The organism is Fontimonas sp. FW305-C-3 (assembly GCF_058783185.1).
Genome location: NZ_JBYSYK010000005.1, coordinates 142,528 through 160,049, shown reverse-complemented (window position 1 = coordinate 160,049; position 17,522 = coordinate 142,528). Strand labels below are relative to the sequence as shown.

The window sequence follows — 17,522 nt, the reverse complement described above, 5'->3', positions numbered from 1 at the left end:
ATTGCCCCGGAGTTCATCGTGTCGGTACTCGCGTCGCCCACCTCATCCGCTCAGGCGGCTGCCGATGAATCCGCCGAAGCGCGACCGTCGTTCCTCGTCGTGCTCAATGCGGCATCGGGCAGAGCCGGTGCCGACGATCGCGTCGAGACGCTGCGCCGGGTGTTTGCCGAGGCCGGTCGTGCGGTCGAGTTCTTCCCGGTCACTGCGCCGCGCCTGCTCGCTCAGACCGCCGCGCGCGCCGCCGCACAGGCGCTGACGCAGCGTGGAGTGCTCGTTGCGGTCGGTGGCGACGGCACGCTCAATGCAGTGGCACAGGCCGCGCTCGATGCCGACTGTCTGTTCGGCGCGCTGCCACAGGGCACGTTCAATTATTTCGGCCGTGCGCACGGCATCTCGCAGGATCTGGAAACCGCGGCGCGGGCGTTGTTGCGTGCCCGAGTGGAGCCGGTGCAGACCGGCGCCGTGAACGGCCAGGTGTTCCTGGTCAATGCGAGCCTGGGCCTGTACCGACGCCTGCTGGAAGATCGCGAGGCCTACAAGAACCAACTGGGTCGCCGCCGCTGGGTCGCCGCGCTGTCGGCATTCGCGAGCCTGCTGCGCGGCCATGGCCGGCTCAATCTGGCCGTCGAAGTCGATGGCGAATCACGCACGCTGCGCACGCCGACCCTGTTCGTCGGCAACAACGCCGTGCAGTTCCAGCGTCTGGGCATGGACGCTGCACTGGCCGCGCTCGAGCGCGGCGAACTCGCTGCCGTGACCGTGCGCACCGCCAGCACGCCGACCTTGCTGGGCTTGGCGCTGCGTGGTGCGCTGGGTGATTTGAGCAATGCCGAGAATCTTGATCAGTTCCCGCTGCGCAAGCTCACCGTTCGCCTCGGCGGGCGGCGCCGCGTGAAGGTCGCCACCGATGGAGAAATCCACCGCCTGCGCCCGCCACTGGTGTTCGAGGTCTCACCGCGTCCGTTGCGGATGATGCTGCCGTTGGAAGCCGATCGGGTGGCAGTGGAATGACCCGCGTCCTGCACATTTCCGATCCGCATTTCGGCACCGAACAGCCGCCGGTCGTCGAGGCCCTCGTGAAGCTCGCGCATGCGCTGCAGCCTGAATTGCTGGTGCTTTCCGGCGATATCACGCAGCGCGCGCGGCACCTTGAGTTTGCTGCGGCCGGTCGTTTCATCGATCGGCTGCCGGCGGTGCCGCATGTGATCCTGCCGGGCAACCACGACATTCCTCTGTTCAATGTGCTGGGTCGATTGCTCGATCCCTATCGCGGATTCCGCAGCGTGTTCGGTCCTGAGCTGGAGCCGGTTGTGGAGACCGAGACCTTGCTGGTGCTGGGCGTCAACACGACGCGCTACTGGCGGCATATCGACGGCGAAGTGTCTGATCAGCAGATCGCGCGGGTGGCGGCGCGTCTGCGTGCGGCGGCTCCAGCGCAGTGGCGTGTGGTGGTCACGCACCAGCCGCTGCATGTGGCCGACAAGCGCGACGAACACAATCTGCTGCACGGCAACCAGCGTGCCGTTGCGGCCTGGGCCGATGCCGGCGCCGATATCGTCATGGGCGGCCACATCCATCTGCCCTTTGTGCGGCCGCTCAGTGAGCGCAGCCCGCCGCCGAGTCGCAATGCCTGGGCAGTGCAGGCCGGAACTGCGGTTTCTTCGCGGGTGCGTGGGCGCGTACCGAACTCCGTCAATCTGCTCCGTCTCGATGCGCAAGGCATCGTCGAGCGCTGGGACTATGACGGCAACGGCGCGTTTGCCTGCGTGCAAAGCACACCGATCCAGCGGGACCGCAGCAAACCCGCAGGCCAGTCGCTCAGAAGCGCAGCTCCAGCTCCACCATGACGGTGCGCGGATCGCCGACCATGTAGTAGCCGAAAGAACGTTGCGTCAGGTAGAAACGATCCAGCAGGTTGCGACCGCTGACGTAGATGCCGCCCCAGCCCCAGCTCCAGTCCTGTTCCCAGCCGAGCCGCGCGTTGAGCAGCGCGTAGGCATCGCTGCGCTGCTCGGGATCGTTGTCGGCCTGACGATAGGTCGCATCCAGATAGTTCAGTTCCCACTGCGCGAGCGGGCCCGAGCCTTCCGGGTTGTAGCGCATGCCGAGCGCGCCGTGATGCTTCGGCGCGCCGGGGAATTCGTTGCCGGCGTAGCTGACGGTGACGTAAGCCTCCGCCTCGCGATCGTAGAGCGTGACGTCGAACGCATCGAAGCGCGTCTGTGCCAGACCGGCCGAGATAAACGCGTCGAGGCCGCTGGCGAAGCGCCAGTCCGCTTCGAGTTCGAACCCATACAGATGCGAGGCACCGGCATTCTCGGTCTGGCTGTCGTTGGGATCATCGGTGAGTTGCACCGTGACCTGCTGATCCCGCCAGTCGGTGTAATAGACGTTGGCGCGTGTGCTCAGCCGTCGATCGAGCCAGTCCACACGCAGCGACCATTCGCCGGTCCAGGTGTACTCGGGATCGACCTCCGCGAACTCGCCACGCGCGAAGTTCACCGACAGGCCACCGGCGCGGTAGGCGCGCTGCAGGGTGAAGCCGCTGCTCCAGCGATCGTTCGCACCGTCGTAGCGCAGGCCGAGCTTGGGCAGGAAGACATTCGATCGCATCTGGCCGGCACCGCTTGCATCGGCCGGCAGGCCGGCGCCAGCGCCAATCAGATCGCCGATCAGGTCGCCAATGTTCAGCAGGTCGCCGCGGGTCAGCGCCGCGTTGTATTCCGACAGGTAGCCGAAATCGACGCTTTGCGAGTCGTAGCGAGCGCCGGCAATCAGGTTCCAGCCCGGCCGGAACTCCCACTCTGTTTCGCCGAACAGCGCGGCCGCTTCCTGCTCGTCCTCGATCTGCGTCAGGCCATCGATGTAGATCGTCGCCAGGCCGATATCAGTCGCGCCATCGGTGACGGCGGTGTCGCGCGTTCCGTCGATGCGCGCGCCATAGGCGCCGATCACCCCGCGTAGCCCGCCGCCGAGCCAATCCAGCCCGCCAAACTCGAGGCGCAGCTCCTGCGAGAAGGTCTGGTCATCAACCAGATTCCTGACGTCGCCGTCGTTGGCGGCATCGCCGCTGTAATCCTTGATCTGGTCCAGCTGCGTTTCACCCACTGCCGTGACCGACACCAATTCCCAGTCCCCCAGCGGCTGGTTCAGACGCAGGCTGGCCAGGCGCGTGCGTGAGTCGTACTGCTCCGGGCTGAATGCTTCGCTCTGACGCGCACGCGGGTCTCCGGTCACCCGCGGCTGACCATTCAGATCGTCGCCCTGAGTCAGTGTCAGCAGCGCCGAGAAATCGCCCCATTCACCAGGCAGCAACGCGATCTTCGCGCGCAGGTTCTTGCGCTCGCGGAACGCGGCGGGCTCGTCCCGCGTGATGTTGTAGATGTCGCCTTCGCTCTTCAGCGACTGCGCGGCGATGCGCAAGGCGAATGGACCGAACTGCGGCGTGCTCGCGGCGGCAGCCAGTTGTTCGGCATCAAAGCGGCCGAGGCCGCCGCGGATGCGCAGTTCAGGCGTGCCGTCCGGATCGCGGCTGCGCATCACAACGGCACCGGCCAGGGCGTTGCGGCCCTGATGGGTCGACTGCGGGCCGCGAAACAGCTCTATCGATTCCATGTCCCACAGATCCAGCGGCCCGGCCCGATTGCCGGCACCGGTCAGCGCGACTTCGTCGATGACGATCGTCGCCAGATCGGAGGTCGAGCCGAAACTCTGACTGCCGACGCCGGTGTCGTTGATGCCGCGGATCGCGAAGCCGCCGCTGCGCCCTAAGTTGACGGCGGTCTGGTTGACGTTCGCGGTCCGCGCGAAGACGTCGTAGAGATCCTGCATGCTGCTGTCTTCGAGATCCTCGCGACGCAGCACCTGCACGCTGGACGTTGTCTCGGTCAGCAGACGCTCGATCTTCTCGCCGCTGACGACGATCGTGTCGAGCCGCGTTGCGGCAGTGGTGTTGCGGCCTTGCTGTTCATCGGCCATCGCCTCGGTGCGGACAGGTTCGACGTCCAGCGTATCGAGCGACGCGGGCTCCTGGGCCTGTACGCAGCAGACTGTCAGCGCGGCGATGCTGCCGATCGCGAAGGATCTGACTGGTCGATTCATGACCAGCGCCATTCCAGTTGCAGGCCGATGACGCGCGGTGACCCGTAGCCGATCGCGCGGCCGGGTTCGCGGCCGAAGCCGGGGAAGAATTCGAAGCGATAGACCGAATAATCCTCGTCGAGCAGGTTGCGGCCGTAGCCGTAGATCGACCAGCGCTTGGTTTCGTAGCCGAGCCTTGCACCGACGAGGCGCCGCGCATCACTGTTCTCACGCGGGCTGTTCGACGGCGTGGACCAGGCACTGTCGGTGAACGCCCATGCCGCAGAACCGAACCACCCGCTCGCGCCGCGCCAGACCAGGCCGGTGCTGCCGGTCCAGCGCGGTGCGTCGAAGAAGTCATTGCCGCTGTAGTCTTCCTCGGCAGTCACGTAATCGTTGAAGCGCGTACGGCTGTAGCCGACATTGGCGTATAGCTGCCATGCCGTGCCGATGCGCAGATTGTTCTCGAGCTCGCCGCCATACAGCGTCGAGTCGGCGGCATTCTCGGTGTAGTAGCCCTCGCTTTCCGGATCGTAGACGCTGACCTGTTGATCGACCCACTGCGTGTGATACAGGTTGAACTGCGTGCGCAGCTGACCCGAGAAGCTGTGCAGGCGCAGGCCGGTCTCGAAGGTTCTCGTGTACTCCGGATCGTAGTCGTTGATGACGCCGTTCTGGACGTTGATGTCGGCGCCGCCGGCGCGATAGGCCTCGGTGTAGTGAGCGAACAGCGTCAGCGCCGGCGTGACCGCGTAACGCAGGCCGATCTTCGGCAGCAGGGCATCGTAGGTCGCGCCGGCGCGCTGGATGCCATTGGTCCCCGGGACGACGCCGAGCCGGCGGTACAGGATCAGGCTCGGGATGCCGGGAACGCGGCGTAGGATCGGATCGAGGCCGACGAGCTGGTCCGGCGTCGCGAGCTGCGTATCAGCCGCGGTCACGGTGAACTCGCTGTCGACCTCGCCCTCCTCGCGGTCGTAGCGCAGGCCGGCGACCAGGGTCAGGCGTTCGCTCAGTGCGTAGTCGAACTCCGCAAACGCCGCGACGTTCTCGGCGCGCTTGCCGTTGTTGAGCGTGTAGTCGACCTGCGCCTCGATCAGCTCGCCGAGCACCGGCAGCGGCAGGACCTCGCCGAGTTGCGTCGGGAAGTCATACGCGTTGTAGAGCGTCGTCGTGCGCGCGCGGCCTGCGAACAGGCCGATGACACCGGTGAAGCGGTTCCAGTCCTCGATGTTGAGGCGCAGTTCCTGACTCAGCGTGCGGCCAGCGGTGTCGAAGCGATAAGTGCCGTTGTCCTTCTCGGACTGATCGTAGTCGGCGGCCAGAAAGCCGTCGGTGCGGATGTAGCCGGCGGTCGACGTCAGATCGAAGCCGTCGGCCAGTGTCATGCGCAGGCGCAGCGACATCGGCAGCGAATCCTGGCTGTTATCGTCGGCGAAATCGTCGGTCGCGGTGCGGCGTGCGCTATCGCCATCCTCGTTTGCTTCGCGGTTGACGCCATTGGCGCCGCCGTTGCGCCGTGTGGCACCCAGTGTCAGCAACGCCGAGAACGCACCGTCGCCCGGCGCCCAGGATAGCTTGCCGCGCACGAGATAGTCGTCGCGCTCGTTCCAGTGCGGATCGTCGAGCGTCGTGTTGGTGATGAAGCCGTCGCTGTGCTGGGCATCGGCAGACAGGCGGAAGCTCAAGCGTTCGCTGATGGGGCCGCCGCCGGCAACCGCGAGCTGGCGTTCCCCAAGCTCGCCGTAGCGCGCGCGTGCGAGCAGATCCCAGTACGGCGTCGGCTCGCGGGTATTGATGACGACGGCGCCCGCCAGCGCGTTGCGGCCCTGACTCGTTGATTGCGCGCCACGCAGGATCTCGACCTGATCGACATCGAACAGGTTCAGTACATTGCCGTTCTGCGCAATCTCATCGACCGCGACGCCGTCGACGTAAGTCGTGATCACCGGCTGACCGGCGCCGAACCCTTCGGCGCCGCCCCAGCTGACGCCGCGAATGCTGATGTCGCCCTCGTTGCTGACACTGACACCGACCATGCGCTCGGCGAGATCAGTCAGCGACTCGTCGCCATAGTCCTCGAGCGTGCGGCCCGACAGGGCAGTGACCGAGGTCATCGTCTCGTCGAGCGTGCGGCCCAGCTTCTCGCCGGTGACGATGATGCTGTCGAGTTTCGCCGTCGGCGCGGGTTCAGCGATCTGCTCGGCGGCGTCTGTTGCTGAGTCGGCGACGGCAATCGTCGGCAGCGGTGCATCGGACTCGGCAACCGCGCAGGGCGATGCCAGCGTGAACAGCAGCAGTGTGGAAATGCGAAGGGAGCGAAACGGAAGGGCGGCTTGCATTGACGCGCTCAGCGATGGTCGGGGGAATTCCACAGCAGCACCAGAGACTGCGCATACAGCAGCAGCCATGCGAGGTTGAACGCGGCGCTGCCGAGCGCCTCGCCGGCCACGCCGCCCAGCAGCGCCGGCCCGCCGATGACGACGAGGCCAAGCAGCAGCGGGTTGGATGTCAGCGCGAACCAGCGCGGATAGGCGCTGCGGCCGGTGGCGACCACGAGCGAGAAAGCCAGCATGCCGAGCACCTGGCTGGCGACGGCCGGCATGTAGGTGGTCAGCAGCACGCCGTGAAACTCGTCGGCCAGCGCCAGCAACGTGGGATGCGCGGCAGGATCGGTGGCGAGGATCGCCTGATAGACCGCGCCGACGAAGTAGAACGCGGCGTGCGGCAGCGGCGACAGCGCGTAGCCGATGAAGATCAGCGTCACCGCCGGCACTGCCCAGAGACGGCTGGCGCTGCGGATGCCGCACCAGAGGTGCCAAGTGCCGACGAGATACAGCGGCACCGTGAAGACGGCAAACAGTGCGCCGGCGATCAGGCGCGCCGTCGAGATGCCGACCAGCCGCTCGGCGAAGTCGGAATCGATCTGCGCCGCGTAGGTTTCGAACAGCAGGGGAAACTGCGAGCGATCGGCCGCGTTGCCGACGATGAGGATGTCGCCGACGATCCAGCCGAGTGCGGCGAGCAGGCCGGCGATGCCCGAGAGGCGGAGCAGCAGCAAGGGATTCACTGACCTGTCTCCGTGCTCAGAAGCGGAACGCGATGCTGCCGACGACGTTGCGGCGCGAACCGTAGAAGCAGTCGCCGCGCGACAGGCAGACGGCGAGCACGCTTTCGTCTTCGAGGTTGCTGCCGCTGACGGCGATACGCCAGTGCGGTGATTCCCAGGCCGCTGCGGCGTCGTACAGCGTCACGCCGGGCACGGTGACGGTTTCGCTTTCGTCCGGAATCGCCGCGGTGTAGCGTGCGCCGAAGCCCAGCGAGAAGCCCGCGGCGCCGAACACGCTGAAGCGCCAGCGCGCCCACGCCGAAGCCGAGTGATCCGCGATGGCCGGCAGCTTCTTGTAGCGCGTGCCTTCGGTCAGCGGGCCGTCGTCGCTGTAGGCGTCGAGGTAGGTGTAGCTGGCGATCAGGTCGAGCACGCTGAACAGCGTCGTCGTCGCTTCGAGTTCGTAGCCGCGGATGCGCGCGAGGCCGAGCTGGATCTGCACGGTCGGGTCCGCGCCCGGGGCGAGGCGGTTCTTCTCCTCGATGTCGAAAACCGCTGCGGTCAGCAGCGTCGGCGAATCCGGCGCCTGATACTTGAGGCCGGCTTCGTACTGGCGGCCGCGCACAGGCTCGAACGGCTGATCGTCGGCATCGCGCTGGGCGACCGGCTCGAACGATTCGGAGTAGCTGAGGTAGGGCGCAATGCCGTCGTTGGACTTGTACAGAACGCCGGCGCGCAGCGAAGTCTCCTCGTCGCGGATCGATGCCTGGCCGGCATTGCGGTTCGTTGCCTCGTCGTAGCGTGCGCCCAGCACGAAGAACCAGCGGTCCTCGATCGCGATCTGGTCCTGCAGGTAATAGCCGGTCTGGCGGTTGGTCAGTTCCGGCAGTGCTGCGGGCTGCCCGGCGGCGCGCGGTACCAGGCGATAGTTGCCGTATTGCGGATCGTAGAGATCGAAGCCGAGCAGATCCTGCAGCGACAGGTCGAGCGACAGGTAATTGCCCTGGATTTCGTGGGTGCGCACCTCGGTGGCATCGACGCCGAACAGCAGCAGGTGCTCGACGGCGCCCCACTGCAATGCGCCGAGCAGACGATGATCGGCGGTCAGCGCCTTGACGTCAGCGTCGCTGGTGTAGGCGACCCGCAGCACCTTGCGCCGCTGCGGATCCAGTACGTAGGGATCGCCGGTATAGATATTGGGAAACATCGAGTGGTAGGCAGCGGCGCTGTCGGCGTAGCGCAGCGTCTGATAGAACGCCCAGCGACTGCCGAGATCTGCGCGCAGCATTGAAGTGACCGAACTGTGTTCGGTGTCATAGCGGTCGAAGTCGGGTTCGCTGACGAAGCGATGGGTCGGAATCCGGCCGTTCGGGTTGTCGATGACGGTGCCTTCCCAGGGCAGGAACGCGGTCGACGAGCCGGTCTCGTCCTTCTGGAAGCGGCCAAGTACGGTCCAGTTGAGCCAGTCGGTCGGCGCCCAGCTCAGCGAAGGCGCAACGTACCAGCGATCGTCGTCGACGTAGTCGACTTGGGTGGCCGCATCGCGCTGCATCGCGACGAGGCGGTACAGCAGACGCTCGCTGCCGAGCGGTCCGGTGCTGTCGAGGGCGAACTGCTGGCGGTCGTAGTCGCCGAACTCGGCGACCAGCTCATGCGCGGCTTCGGCCTGCGGGCGCTTGCTCGTGACATTGACCATGCCGCCGCTGCTGCCTTGGCCGTAGAGCACCGATGAGGGGCCTCGCAGGATCTCGATGCTCTGCACGCCGTACACCTCGGGGCGCACGTTGTTGTAGAAGCCGAACAGGCTGCGCAGCCCGTCCTGATAAGGCATGTACTCGGTGCCGCGGATGATCGCGAAGTCGCCGCGCGAATCGAGGCCATAGGCGTCGGAGCGGATGCCGGCGGAATAGCGCAGCGCGTCCTGGATCGTCAGTGCGCCCAGATCCAGCAGGCGTTCGCGCGTCAGCACCGAAATCGACTGCGGCGTCTCGATCAGCGGTGTGTCGGTCTTGGTCGCGCTGCTGCCGGCGTCGGCGCTGTAGCGGGGTGCTTCCATCGTCGTGCCCGTGACTTCGATGGTGCTCAGCTGGACCGGCGCGCCGTCGCGGGGCGGGCGAATTTCCTCGACGGGAATCGTCTCGACGGTCGCGGCTTGAGGGTCTTGCGCCCAGGCGCTGCCGTGCAGTGTGGCGAGCGCGGCGAGCACACCGGCGCAGCGCCGGCGACGGCGGTCGGAAAATGGGTGCTGCATGCGGATAACCCCTGTTGATCGGCTGAAGTAGTGAGGCCGCCCCCGGCGCTGACGAGAATTATATACAATTGAGAATAGTTCTTATATATATTTGAGCGACGCCAGCTGCGGCCAGCACTTCGTCAGAGCACTGACATTCAGATCTCGGAGTGCCGCATGCCCGCTGTCCGGAAAATCGCTCGCCAATACAGGCGAGCTGGGATGTCCCCATGGTGCTGATCGACGAGCAGGACTGGCCTCTCGTGCTGGTTCGCTGGGATACGCCGATCAGTCGCATGGATACGGACTTCTGCGGCGACAGCCTCGCGTCATGGATGAAGCGCGCGCAGCGTTTCGCAGTGCTCTCGATACAACCGTCGGAGCTGACCGGCACGCGTCAGCAGAACGCCTTCAAGCCGGCGACCCGGTTCGGCGCGCTGCTTGGCGGTCGCTGCGTGGGAATCGCGCTCACCTGGACCGACGGGCGGAGCAGCGAACGCGACGGCATCGAAGACGCCGACCGCTTGAGTCAGAAACTGGGCTGTCCCGTGCAGGCCTTCACGGATACCGACGCGGCCTTGCGATGGTTGCGCGCACAGCTGGCGGTGCCGGCCGTCGGCGCTGTTGCGGGCCGGCCGCAGACGGCGCGTAGCGGCGCAATCAGTGCCGCCCCGGATTCCGGTCGGCAATGACGCAGGCGAGCGCCGCGCGAACGTCTATTCAGCCCAGCCGAAATACACTGCGGCGATGGGGATGCACAGCCACAGCAGCCCCTTGATCAGGAAGAACCAGAAGCCCACCTGCATCAGCTTCGACAGCCGCTGACGCATGGCTTCGGAGATCAGACTCATGCAGTCGTCGGCGTCCGCGCGGCGCGTGCCATGGCGACCATGGCCTTGCGCACTTCGTCCGCGTTGCTGACCTGGGTCTCGAACTGGAAGCGCAGCAGGGACCTGTCGAGCATCAGGTCGAAACCGTCGGCGTCGATCGCGCTCATGCGTGGCTGCGTGTCGCCGATCTCGACGCCGGCCATGCGGCAGTAGTCGCGCATCGCATCGGCATGATCCGCATTCATGTGGGCGATCATGCGCTGCTCGTTGGCGGCGTTGAACGGATTGCGCCGGCACACGTCTTCCGGCGCCAGCCAGTGAATGCGCCCGAAGCCGCCGATGTAACGCACGCGCGAGACCTCGATGCGATAGAACGAGAAATCGTGGGCCTGGTGATACGCGACAGCCTGCGGGAAGCGCGCGTAGTAGCGGCTGGTGATCTCGTCGCTGGCGTCCGCCAGCAGCGCACGCCCGACCAGCGTGACACGGCCGAGCGCCTGACCGTCGGCGCCAGGTTCGGTCAGCGTCAGCGAGACGCGCGGATCGGCGATGACGTTGCGCGTGTGCTCGGCAATCGCGCTGATCAGGATCGTCGGCATGCCGCGCTCGTCATGCGCGAAGGCGACGACCGAGCCGAACGGATGGCCGTCGAGTTCTTCAGAGAGCGTCGACAGAATGCCCTGATGATTGCGGGCGACCAGCAAGCGGGCGGCGTCTGCGGATTTGTTCATGGTGTGCGGGAAATGGGTTTCGCGGTTCAGGGGGTGATCGGTGCGTATTCGAAACGCGGCTGCGCCGCAGTCCCGGCGCCGTCGTAGTAAGCCAGCACGCGCAGCTTCCAGGTATTGCCGGCCGCGTCGCGGAGTACGTAGACGACATCTCGCGGCGAGATGTAATGATTGCCGTTGCCCTTGTCGCAGAAGCCGGAATAGTAATACCAGCCGTAGTCGCCATCGGCATTGAACGCGCACTCGCCGCCGATCTCGCGCGGCGGGTAGGTGACGAACGCAAACGCATCGCCGGCGGCGTCCCGGTGCCACTCGGCATCGGTCGGCACGCTGGTGCGCGCATCCCAATCGTCGCGCAGGCCGGCGCTCAGCTCCACCGTGCCGCTGCCGGAAGTACCGCTGTTCATCTTGATGTCCGAGCGGCGCCAGGCGATGTCCCAACCGCTGGCATCGTTGGCCGCATCGGTCGGCACCACCTGCTGGGCGTTGAGCAGGCTCAGGTAGACCCATTGCTCCTCGCTGGCGGCATCGACGTCGACGGTCGTGCCGGCGCTGCCGGCGGTGAACGTTGCGCGCCCCAGAGGTGCGGCTTCGCCACCGGTGCCGCCGGCGCTGCAGGTCGGGCCCGGAATCTCGAGCAGGTCGAAGCCCGGTCGGCCGTCGTTGTAGCCGGTCATGCGCAGATTGAAGTAGCGACAATCGGCGCCGCGCACGACGTAGCCGACATTGGCGCGTGCGGTGATCTGCGAGCCTGCCGTCGTGCCGGTGCTGTTGTACCAGCCGTGATCGCCGGCGCCGGTGAATGCATTCGGCGCCTGATCCGCAGCGGGATAGCGGGTCATTGCCAGGCGCGGGCGAAGGCCCGGCAGCAGGGGGCCCTGATCGCTGACGTATTCCACCGCGGTAGACGTCGGCGCGGCGTCGACATCGTCGAATGGATACGGTGTGCCGACCGCGGCCTTCTGGGCGTACACGGCAACGGAAAATCCGCTCGGCGGTGCGCCCGATGCCCCGCCGTTGAGCTTGATGTCGCTGCCGAGCAGTGCGATATCCCAGTCGTTGCTCGCTTCCGGCGTGGCCGGAAACACCTGGGTCTGCGTCGCGAGGTCCAGATAGACCCAGTCACCGCCGCTCGCATCGACGCTCGCCTGGTAATAACCGGCGGCATGCTTGCTGAACGCAGCCTGCGGACCGCCGGCGCCGGGCAGCACGGGTTGTTCCGGGCCGGGTTCCTCGGGCGTATCGCTCGGCGAAATGTCTTCGGCGCAGGCGCTCAGCAGCAGCGCGGCCAGCGCGAGGGGTAGCAGGGCGGCACTTTTCTTGATCATGATCGTTATTGGTAGCGAAGTTGCAGTTCGACATAGACGGCGCGCGGCGCGATCGGCAGGAACGAGGCCTCGCCGGCATCAAAAAGATTGTTGATGCCGACTGCAAAGCCGTAGTTCTTCCAGCGCGTCCATTCGGCGCGTGCATCGAACAGCGCGTAGGCGTCGGAAGCACCCGCGGGTGACGGCGCGCCGCCGGTATCGATATCGGTCGCGAACTGACGCTCGCCGATCCAGACGCCGCGCAGCTGCGCGTTGTAATGCGGTTGCTTGAACAGCAGCGAAGCATTGGCGCGATGCGTGGGGCGTCCGCTCAACTCCTCGCCGGTATCGTCGTCGCGGCTGCGCAGCCAGCCGTAGCCCAGGCGCAACTCTAGCGGCTCCGCGAGTTGCAGCTGCGCCTGCGCATCGATGCCGGTAAGGCGCGCGGCCGCGATGTTGCGGTAGCTGAACACGATCGGCGGACCTTCCTCGATCTGGACGATCTCGATCAGATCGTCGACGCGGTTGTGATACGCGCCAAGCGAGAAGCTGGCGGCCTGGGTCATCTGCCAGACCGCACCGAGATTGAAGCCGACGCTGCGTTCCGGCTTCAGGTCCGGATTGCCGTCGACGCGATAGCCGACGGCGGGATTGTCGAAGCGCAGCAGCAGCTGCTTGAAATCCGGCGCGCGAAAACCGCGGCCATAACCCGCGCGCAGCGTCAGGCGGTCGGTCATCGCATAGCGCAGCGCGAGCTTTTCCGAGACCTCGTCGCCGAACTGCGAATCGCGGTCGTAGCGCACGCCGGGTACAACGGTCAGACGATAGTCGTTCCAGGCCGGTGTCCACTCGTCCTGCACGTAGCCGGACTGCCGATCGCGCTCGCCGGCACTGTCGAGGCGATCGGCATCGAGCTCCTCGAACTGGGTTTCGCCGCCGAGCACGAGCCGGTGGCTGTCGAGGCGCGTCTCGAACTGGCCGGCGGCAACATACAGCTCGTTGAGCGTTTCCTCATCGAGATTGACGCTGCCGTCCGCGGCGTTGCGCTGCAGGAATTGATCGAAGTAGCGGTTGTAGTAGAAATCACCGCTGAGCTGCGTTTCGCGACCGAAATTCAGGCGCGGTGCGATGCCGATACGCGAGTCCTCGATGCGCTTGCGCGTGTTGCCGACACGACCGGCCACGCCGCTGTCGATGCGCCGGCTGTCGTCGAGGTTGTAAGCGCCGCTCATGCCGAGGCTGAAGTCCTTGGTCGGCGACCAGTCGGCTTCGGTATAGGCCGCGCGGCTCTCGCCGTCGATGCCGTCGGTTGCCGGCGACGATTCGTCGAGATCGAAAGGCTCGATCAGCAGATAGCTCGCGCCGCTCTGGCCGCGCAGATCGCCGAGCTTCCAGCCGGCGTCGACGAGGTAGTCCTGATTCGCTTCGCTGTCGACCCGCGCCGTCAGCTCGGCCATCGGCTTCGCGGCGCCACGGCGGGTGATGACGTTGACAACACCGCCGAGCGCGTCCGCACCGTACAGCGCCGAGCTCGGCCCCTTGATGATCTCGACGCGCTCGATCGCGCCGACGCGCAAGCGCGTCAGGTCGATGGCGCCATTGATGCGGCCGATCATGCGGCGGCCGTCGACGAGGATCAGCACATGCTCGGACGACAGACCCTGGATCTCGATGCTGCTGCCGCGTCCGGAGAGGCGGGTCGCGTAGATGCCGCCTTCGCGTTCGAGCAGTTCGGCGAGATCGCTGGCGCCGCTGCGACGGATGTCGTCCGCGCTGATCAGCTGGACTTCGACGGGGCTCTCGTCGAGCTGGTGTTCGGTGCGCGTGCCGGTGACGACGATCGCCGGCAGTTCGGTCGGCGGCGGCGTGGCGTCCGCGGCAGGCACGATCGGCTCGACGGCGATGGCGGGATACGCCTCGGGTTGCGCCTGTTGCGCGTGCAGCGGCAGCGCCGCGGCGACGAGGAGCGCGGCGGACCAGGCGCCCAGATTGAACTGCGTCATGACTGCCACTCCAGAACCAGGCCGAAGCTGCGGGGCTCGCCGTAGCGGCTTGCGGTGCGTGAGCCGGAGACCAGGCGACCCTGCTCGTTGAGTTCGTCGCCGAGGTTGCGGCCGTAGACCGACAGCGAGAAGCCGGCCGGCAGGCGGTAGCCGAGCTTGGCGTTGAAGAGCACGCGCTCGTCGGCGCGGGATTGCGGATCGTTGTCGGCGTCGCTGTACAGCGCGCCGATGTAGTTCGCGGAGACCTGGCCGCTGACACGGTGCCATTCACGCAAGGTCAGGCCGAGCGCGCCGGTGTGCTCCGGTGCGTAGGGAAACTGGTTGCCGGCATAGTCGACGCCGCCGTTGACGAACTCGTCGAACTCGCTGCGGATCAGGCCGAGCGTCGCGAAGGTTTCCAGCGGTCCGCCGAGTTTCCACAGCAGCTCGACCTCGGCGCCGTAGTAATGGGAGCGGCCGGCGTTTTCGGTCGTCGATTCGAAGCCCGACGATTCACCGATCGTGACCTGCTGATCGCGCCAGCGCGTGTAGAACAGATTGGCGTTGAGAGTGAGGCGATCTTCCAGCCAGCGCGAGCGGCCGGCGAGTTCGACGGTGCGGGTGTATTCGGGTTCGAAGGGGCTGACGCGACCGCGGAAGAACGACACGCTGGTGCCGCCGGAGCGATAGCCTTCCTGATAGCTCAGGCCCAGCGAGCTGCGATCGTTGATGAGCCAGGTGATGCCGAGCTTGGGCAGCAGATCGATGTAGCGCGAGCGCCCCGAGGCGCTGTAGCTGCGCGGCACCAGATCGGGCAGTGCGTCGGATACCAGATTCGCGACCGGCTGCGGCAGGGGCACGCCGATCGGCAGCGCGGCGAGCTGTTCGGCCAGTGCGGCGGGCAGCGGCACCGGCAGGCTGTCCAGCACGAGCCCGAGCGGAACCGCGAGGGTCAGCGTCGTGTCGCTGACGTCTTCGCGCTGCGCGCGTTCGCGGTTGTAGCGCACGCCGGCGGTCAAGCGGAAATGGTCGGCAAAGTCCCAGTCGGCCTCGGCGAACAGCGCATCGCTGCGCACGTTGCCGACCGAATCGATCGTCCCGTTGATCAGCGCCGCGCCGCCGCCGGCAGCGACGTCGTAGCCGGTCGTGTTGGTCGCCCGGTCAGCGTCCGAGTAATAGGCGCCGACGACGCCTTTCAGGCGCTCACCGAGATAGTGCAGGCGTAGCTCCTGGGTGAAGTTGTTCTCGTCGATGCTGTTGTCGGAGTAGCCGCCGTCACTCGCCGAACGGTCGAAGTCGATCGTGTAGACGTTGGCGATGTCGGCCCAGCCGCTGATCGCATCGATGCGCCAGGCCTCGGCCAGCGCCAGGCTCTGCTCGAGGCTGTGCAGCGTGGTCAGGTCTTCCTCGTTGCCGCGGACGTTGGAGGTTTCGGTGCGCTCACCGCCGCTGGAGTCGTGCAGCGGATCGCCGAATTCGTTGTCGGCGCGCGTGTAACCGTACTGCGCGCGATAGCCGGACAGAATCTCCGGCGTCCACAGCAGCTTGGCGCGCAGATTGCGCGTGTCTTCGCGCTGCGCATCGTCTTCGTTGCGCGTGGTGTTGGTGACGTTGCCGTTGTCGTAGCGATCCTGCACCGCGACGCGGAAGCGCAGCGTGTCGCCCAGCGGGCCGCCGCCGGCGAAGGCGTAGTCGTGACCGTCGCGGCTCATGACGCCGGCGCGCAGGCGGGCATCCCAATACGGCGTCGGCTCGCGGGAGCGCAGGATCACCGAACCGGCGAGACTGCTGCGGCCCTGGTTGGTCGACTGCGCGCCGCGCAGTACTTCGACCTGCTCCAGATCCCAGGCGCTCAGCGGGCCGGCGAAGCTCGCTGCGCGTGCCGGCAATGCGACGCCGTCGAGGTAGACGCTGATCGTCTCGCCTTCGCCGCCGATGCCGCTCTGCGGCACGCCACGGATCGCGATCTCCCGGTCACCCGCTGCGGAGACCACGTTGGCGAACTGGGTCACGACGTCCTTCATCGCTGCGTCGCTGCTCGCTGCGAGATCGGCGCGCGTCACGATGCCGACGCTGGTCGTTGTCTCGGCGAGCGTGCGTCCCAGCTTCTCGCCGGTGACGACGATCGTTTCGAGCTGCGCCGACTGCGCTTTCGGCGCGCTGAGTTCGTCGGCGGGCAAGGTGGCGCTGCTGGCGGGAATCTCGGCGACGGTTTCCGGCTCTGGGGATTGAGCGCCTGCGACGTTCCACAGCAAGCCGGCGGCCAGGATGCCGACCGAACCGACCGCCCACACCGGCCGCCGCAGCAGCGCAAAGTCCTGTGAGGCGTTCGAGATCAGCATCGCGACGCCGATGGCACCGGCGCAGAGGAACCAGCGCGCGAGGCCGGCGTCGCCATGCAGCTCCAGCCAGATCAGCAAGCTGGCCGCGGCCAGCGGTGCGCTGAGCAGACGCCATTCCAGCGTCTGCCCGCCGTGCGCAGGCGCCGGTCGCAACCAGCAGATCGCTGCGCCGAACATGAACAGACAGGCGAGCAGTTCCATGCAGATGATCCCCAAACTGAGTGGCGCGCTGGGTGCGGCTCGGCGGATGCCTTCACTCTTTTACAAATGATAATGGTTCTCATAAAAGTTCACAATCGAAGAGGATGAGAAAATCAGCCACCCCTCAGGAGCCAGTCATGAGCCTTATCTCGAAATCCCGCGGCGACGATCACCCGCTGACGCCGGCCGAGTTCCCTCAGCCGGACGTCGACATCGGCGCCGAAGCCGGCGCCCAGCAGTCCGCGGTACTGGCCGGCGGCTGCTTCTGGTGTGTGGAAACGGTGTTCCGCCAGCTCGACGGCGTCAGCGACGTGGTTTCCGGCTATGCCGGCGGCACCCGCGAAACGGCCGACTACAAGACCGTCTGCAGCGGCATGACCGATCACGCCGAGGTGGTTCGCGTCGACTTCGACGCCACCAAGATCAGCTACGGCCAGCTGCTCAAGGTCTTTTTCTCGGTGGCCCATGACCCCACGCACGTCAATCGCCAGGGCAACGACCACGGGCGCCAGTACCGCTCGGCCGTGTTCTACGCCAACGAGCAGCAGCGCGAGGTGGCGCAGCGCTACATGAAGAAGCTGGCGGATGCGGGTGCGTTCAATGCGCCGATCGCAACGACGCTGGAACCGCTGGCGGAGTTCTTCGTCGCCGAGACTTACCACCAGAATTATGCGGCGCTGAATCCGGCGCAGCCTTACATCCAGGCGGTGGCGCTGCCCAAGCGCGACAAGGTCAGGACCTATTTCGCCGACCAGCTGAAGTCCTGAGTCTGT

Annotated in this window: 13 protein-coding genes; 4 read left to right on the top strand and 9 right to left on the bottom strand. The window is 66.4% G+C overall.

The annotated features are described in order from the left end of the window. Positions 1 to 18: 18 nt before the first annotated feature. Together AC3WUF_RS19435 and AC3WUF_RS19430 are read left to right on the top strand one after the other, a co-directional pair. On the top strand, positions 19 to 1,011 hold the full coding sequence (locus AC3WUF_RS19435) for a diacylglycerol/lipid kinase family protein (protein ID WP_492428735.1): 993 nt from the start codon (positions 19 to 21) through the stop codon (positions 1,009 to 1,011). Then, positions 1,008 to 1,847: a metallophosphoesterase family protein gene (locus tag AC3WUF_RS19430; protein WP_492428733.1), complete on the top strand. Its 840-nt coding sequence runs from the start codon at positions 1,008 to 1,010 to the stop codon at positions 1,845 to 1,847. The genes AC3WUF_RS19435 and AC3WUF_RS19430 overlap by 4 nt, the downstream gene beginning before the upstream one ends. Here the strand turns inward: AC3WUF_RS19430 and AC3WUF_RS19425 are convergent. Genes AC3WUF_RS19425 through AC3WUF_RS19410 form a run of 4 tightly spaced genes read right to left on the bottom strand, consistent with a single transcriptional unit; the run spans position 1,819 to position 9,380 of the window. Then, positions 1,819 to 4,101: a TonB-dependent receptor gene (locus tag AC3WUF_RS19425; protein WP_492428731.1), complete on the bottom strand. Its 2,283-nt coding sequence runs from the start codon at positions 4,099 to 4,101 to the stop codon at positions 1,819 to 1,821. The two genes, AC3WUF_RS19430 and AC3WUF_RS19425, sit on opposite strands and share 29 nt — an antisense overlap. After that, positions 4,098 to 6,422, bottom strand: coding sequence for a TonB-dependent receptor (locus AC3WUF_RS19420; protein ID WP_492428729.1), 2,325 nt, complete (start codon positions 6,420 to 6,422; stop codon positions 4,098 to 4,100). Before AC3WUF_RS19420 ends, AC3WUF_RS19425 begins: the two co-directional genes overlap by 4 nt. 8 nt (positions 6,423 to 6,430) lie before the next feature. Beyond that, a complete protein-coding gene (locus AC3WUF_RS19415) occupies positions 6,431 to 7,150 on the bottom strand; it encodes a DUF6796 family protein (RefSeq protein ID WP_492428727.1) in 720 nt (239 codons plus the stop codon). A 16-nt stretch (positions 7,151 to 7,166) separates the two neighbouring features. Further along, complete coding sequence (locus AC3WUF_RS19410) at positions 7,167 to 9,380, bottom strand: TonB-dependent siderophore receptor (RefSeq protein ID WP_492428725.1); 2,214 nt, start codon at positions 9,378 to 9,380, stop codon at positions 7,167 to 7,169. 209 nt (positions 9,381 to 9,589) lie between these two features. Here AC3WUF_RS19410 and AC3WUF_RS19405 point away from each other — a divergent pair, with 209 nt between their 5' ends. Further along, positions 9,590 to 10,051 carry a hypothetical protein gene (locus AC3WUF_RS19405; protein ID WP_492428723.1) on the top strand — a complete coding sequence of 154 codons (462 nt, stop codon included), beginning with the start codon at positions 9,590 to 9,592 and terminating at the stop codon, positions 10,049 to 10,051. Positions 10,052 to 10,075: 24 nt separating this feature from the next. Here AC3WUF_RS19405 and AC3WUF_RS19400 read toward each other — a convergent pair whose 3' ends face one another. Genes AC3WUF_RS19400 through AC3WUF_RS19380 form a run of 5 tightly spaced genes read right to left on the bottom strand, consistent with a single transcriptional unit; the run spans position 10,076 to position 16,749 of the window. Beyond that, complete coding sequence (locus AC3WUF_RS19400; RefSeq protein ID WP_492428721.1) at positions 10,076 to 10,210, bottom strand: hypothetical protein; 135 nt, start codon at positions 10,208 to 10,210, stop codon at positions 10,076 to 10,078. Further along, positions 10,207 to 10,920 (bottom strand): HugZ family pyridoxamine 5'-phosphate oxidase, encoded by a 714-nt coding sequence (locus tag AC3WUF_RS19395; protein WP_492428719.1) that lies wholly within the window; start codon positions 10,918 to 10,920, stop codon positions 10,207 to 10,209. Before AC3WUF_RS19395 ends, AC3WUF_RS19400 begins: the two co-directional genes overlap by 4 nt. Before the next feature lie 26 nt (positions 10,921 to 10,946). After that, on the bottom strand, positions 10,947 to 12,245 hold the full coding sequence (locus AC3WUF_RS19390) for an HmuY family protein (RefSeq protein ID WP_492428717.1): 1,299 nt from the start codon (positions 12,243 to 12,245) through the stop codon (positions 10,947 to 10,949). A 5-nt stretch (positions 12,246 to 12,250) separates the two neighbouring features. Beyond that, positions 12,251 to 14,227 carry a TonB-dependent receptor plug domain-containing protein gene (locus AC3WUF_RS19385; protein ID WP_492428715.1) on the bottom strand — a complete coding sequence of 659 codons (1,977 nt, stop codon included), beginning with the start codon at positions 14,225 to 14,227 and terminating at the stop codon, positions 12,251 to 12,253. Next, a complete protein-coding gene (locus AC3WUF_RS19380; RefSeq protein WP_492428713.1) occupies positions 14,224 to 16,749 on the bottom strand; it encodes a TonB-dependent receptor in 2,526 nt (841 codons plus the stop codon). The genes AC3WUF_RS19385 and AC3WUF_RS19380 overlap by 4 nt, the downstream gene beginning before the upstream one ends. A 137-nt stretch (positions 16,750 to 16,886) precedes the next feature. On the opposite strand from AC3WUF_RS19380, the gene msrA reads away from it, so the two are divergent. After that, positions 16,887 to 17,516 carry a peptide-methionine (S)-S-oxide reductase MsrA gene (msrA, locus tag AC3WUF_RS19375; RefSeq protein WP_492428711.1) on the top strand — a complete coding sequence of 210 codons (630 nt, stop codon included), beginning with the start codon at positions 16,887 to 16,889 and terminating at the stop codon, positions 17,514 to 17,516. Positions 17,517 to 17,522 lie beyond the last annotated feature (6 nt).

Bases quoted from the DNA above. Each gene is read 5' to 3' on its own strand.
- AC3WUF_RS19430 (WP_492428733.1), top strand. From the start codon at position 1,008: ATGACCCGCGTCCTGCACATTTCCGATCCGCATTTCGGCACCGAACAG.
- AC3WUF_RS19425 (WP_492428731.1), bottom strand. From the start codon at position 4,101: ATGAATCGACCAGTCAGATCCTTCGCGATCGGCAGCATCGCCGCGCTG.
- AC3WUF_RS19420 (WP_492428729.1), bottom strand. From the start codon at position 6,422: ATGCAAGCCGCCCTTCCGTTTCGCTCCCTTCGCATTTCCACACTGCTG.
- AC3WUF_RS19410 (WP_492428725.1), bottom strand. From the start codon at position 9,380: ATGCAGCACCCATTTTCCGACCGCCGTCGCCGGCGCTGCGCCGGTGTG.
- AC3WUF_RS19405 (WP_492428723.1), top strand. From the start codon at position 9,590: ATGGTGCTGATCGACGAGCAGGACTGGCCTCTCGTGCTGGTTCGCTGG.
- AC3WUF_RS19400 (WP_492428721.1), bottom strand. From the start codon at position 10,210: ATGAGTCTGATCTCCGAAGCCATGCGTCAGCGGCTGTCGAAGCTGATG.
- AC3WUF_RS19395 (WP_492428719.1), bottom strand. From the start codon at position 10,920: ATGAACAAATCCGCAGACGCCGCCCGCTTGCTGGTCGCCCGCAATCAT.
- AC3WUF_RS19390 (WP_492428717.1), bottom strand. From the start codon at position 12,245: ATGATCAAGAAAAGTGCCGCCCTGCTACCCCTCGCGCTGGCCGCGCTG.
- AC3WUF_RS19385 (WP_492428715.1), bottom strand. From the start codon at position 14,227: ATGACGCAGTTCAATCTGGGCGCCTGGTCCGCCGCGCTCCTCGTCGCC.
- AC3WUF_RS19380 (WP_492428713.1), bottom strand. From the start codon at position 16,749: ATGGAACTGCTCGCCTGTCTGTTCATGTTCGGCGCAGCGATCTGCTGG.
- msrA (WP_492428711.1), top strand. From the start codon at position 16,887: ATGAGCCTTATCTCGAAATCCCGCGGCGACGATCACCCGCTGACGCCG.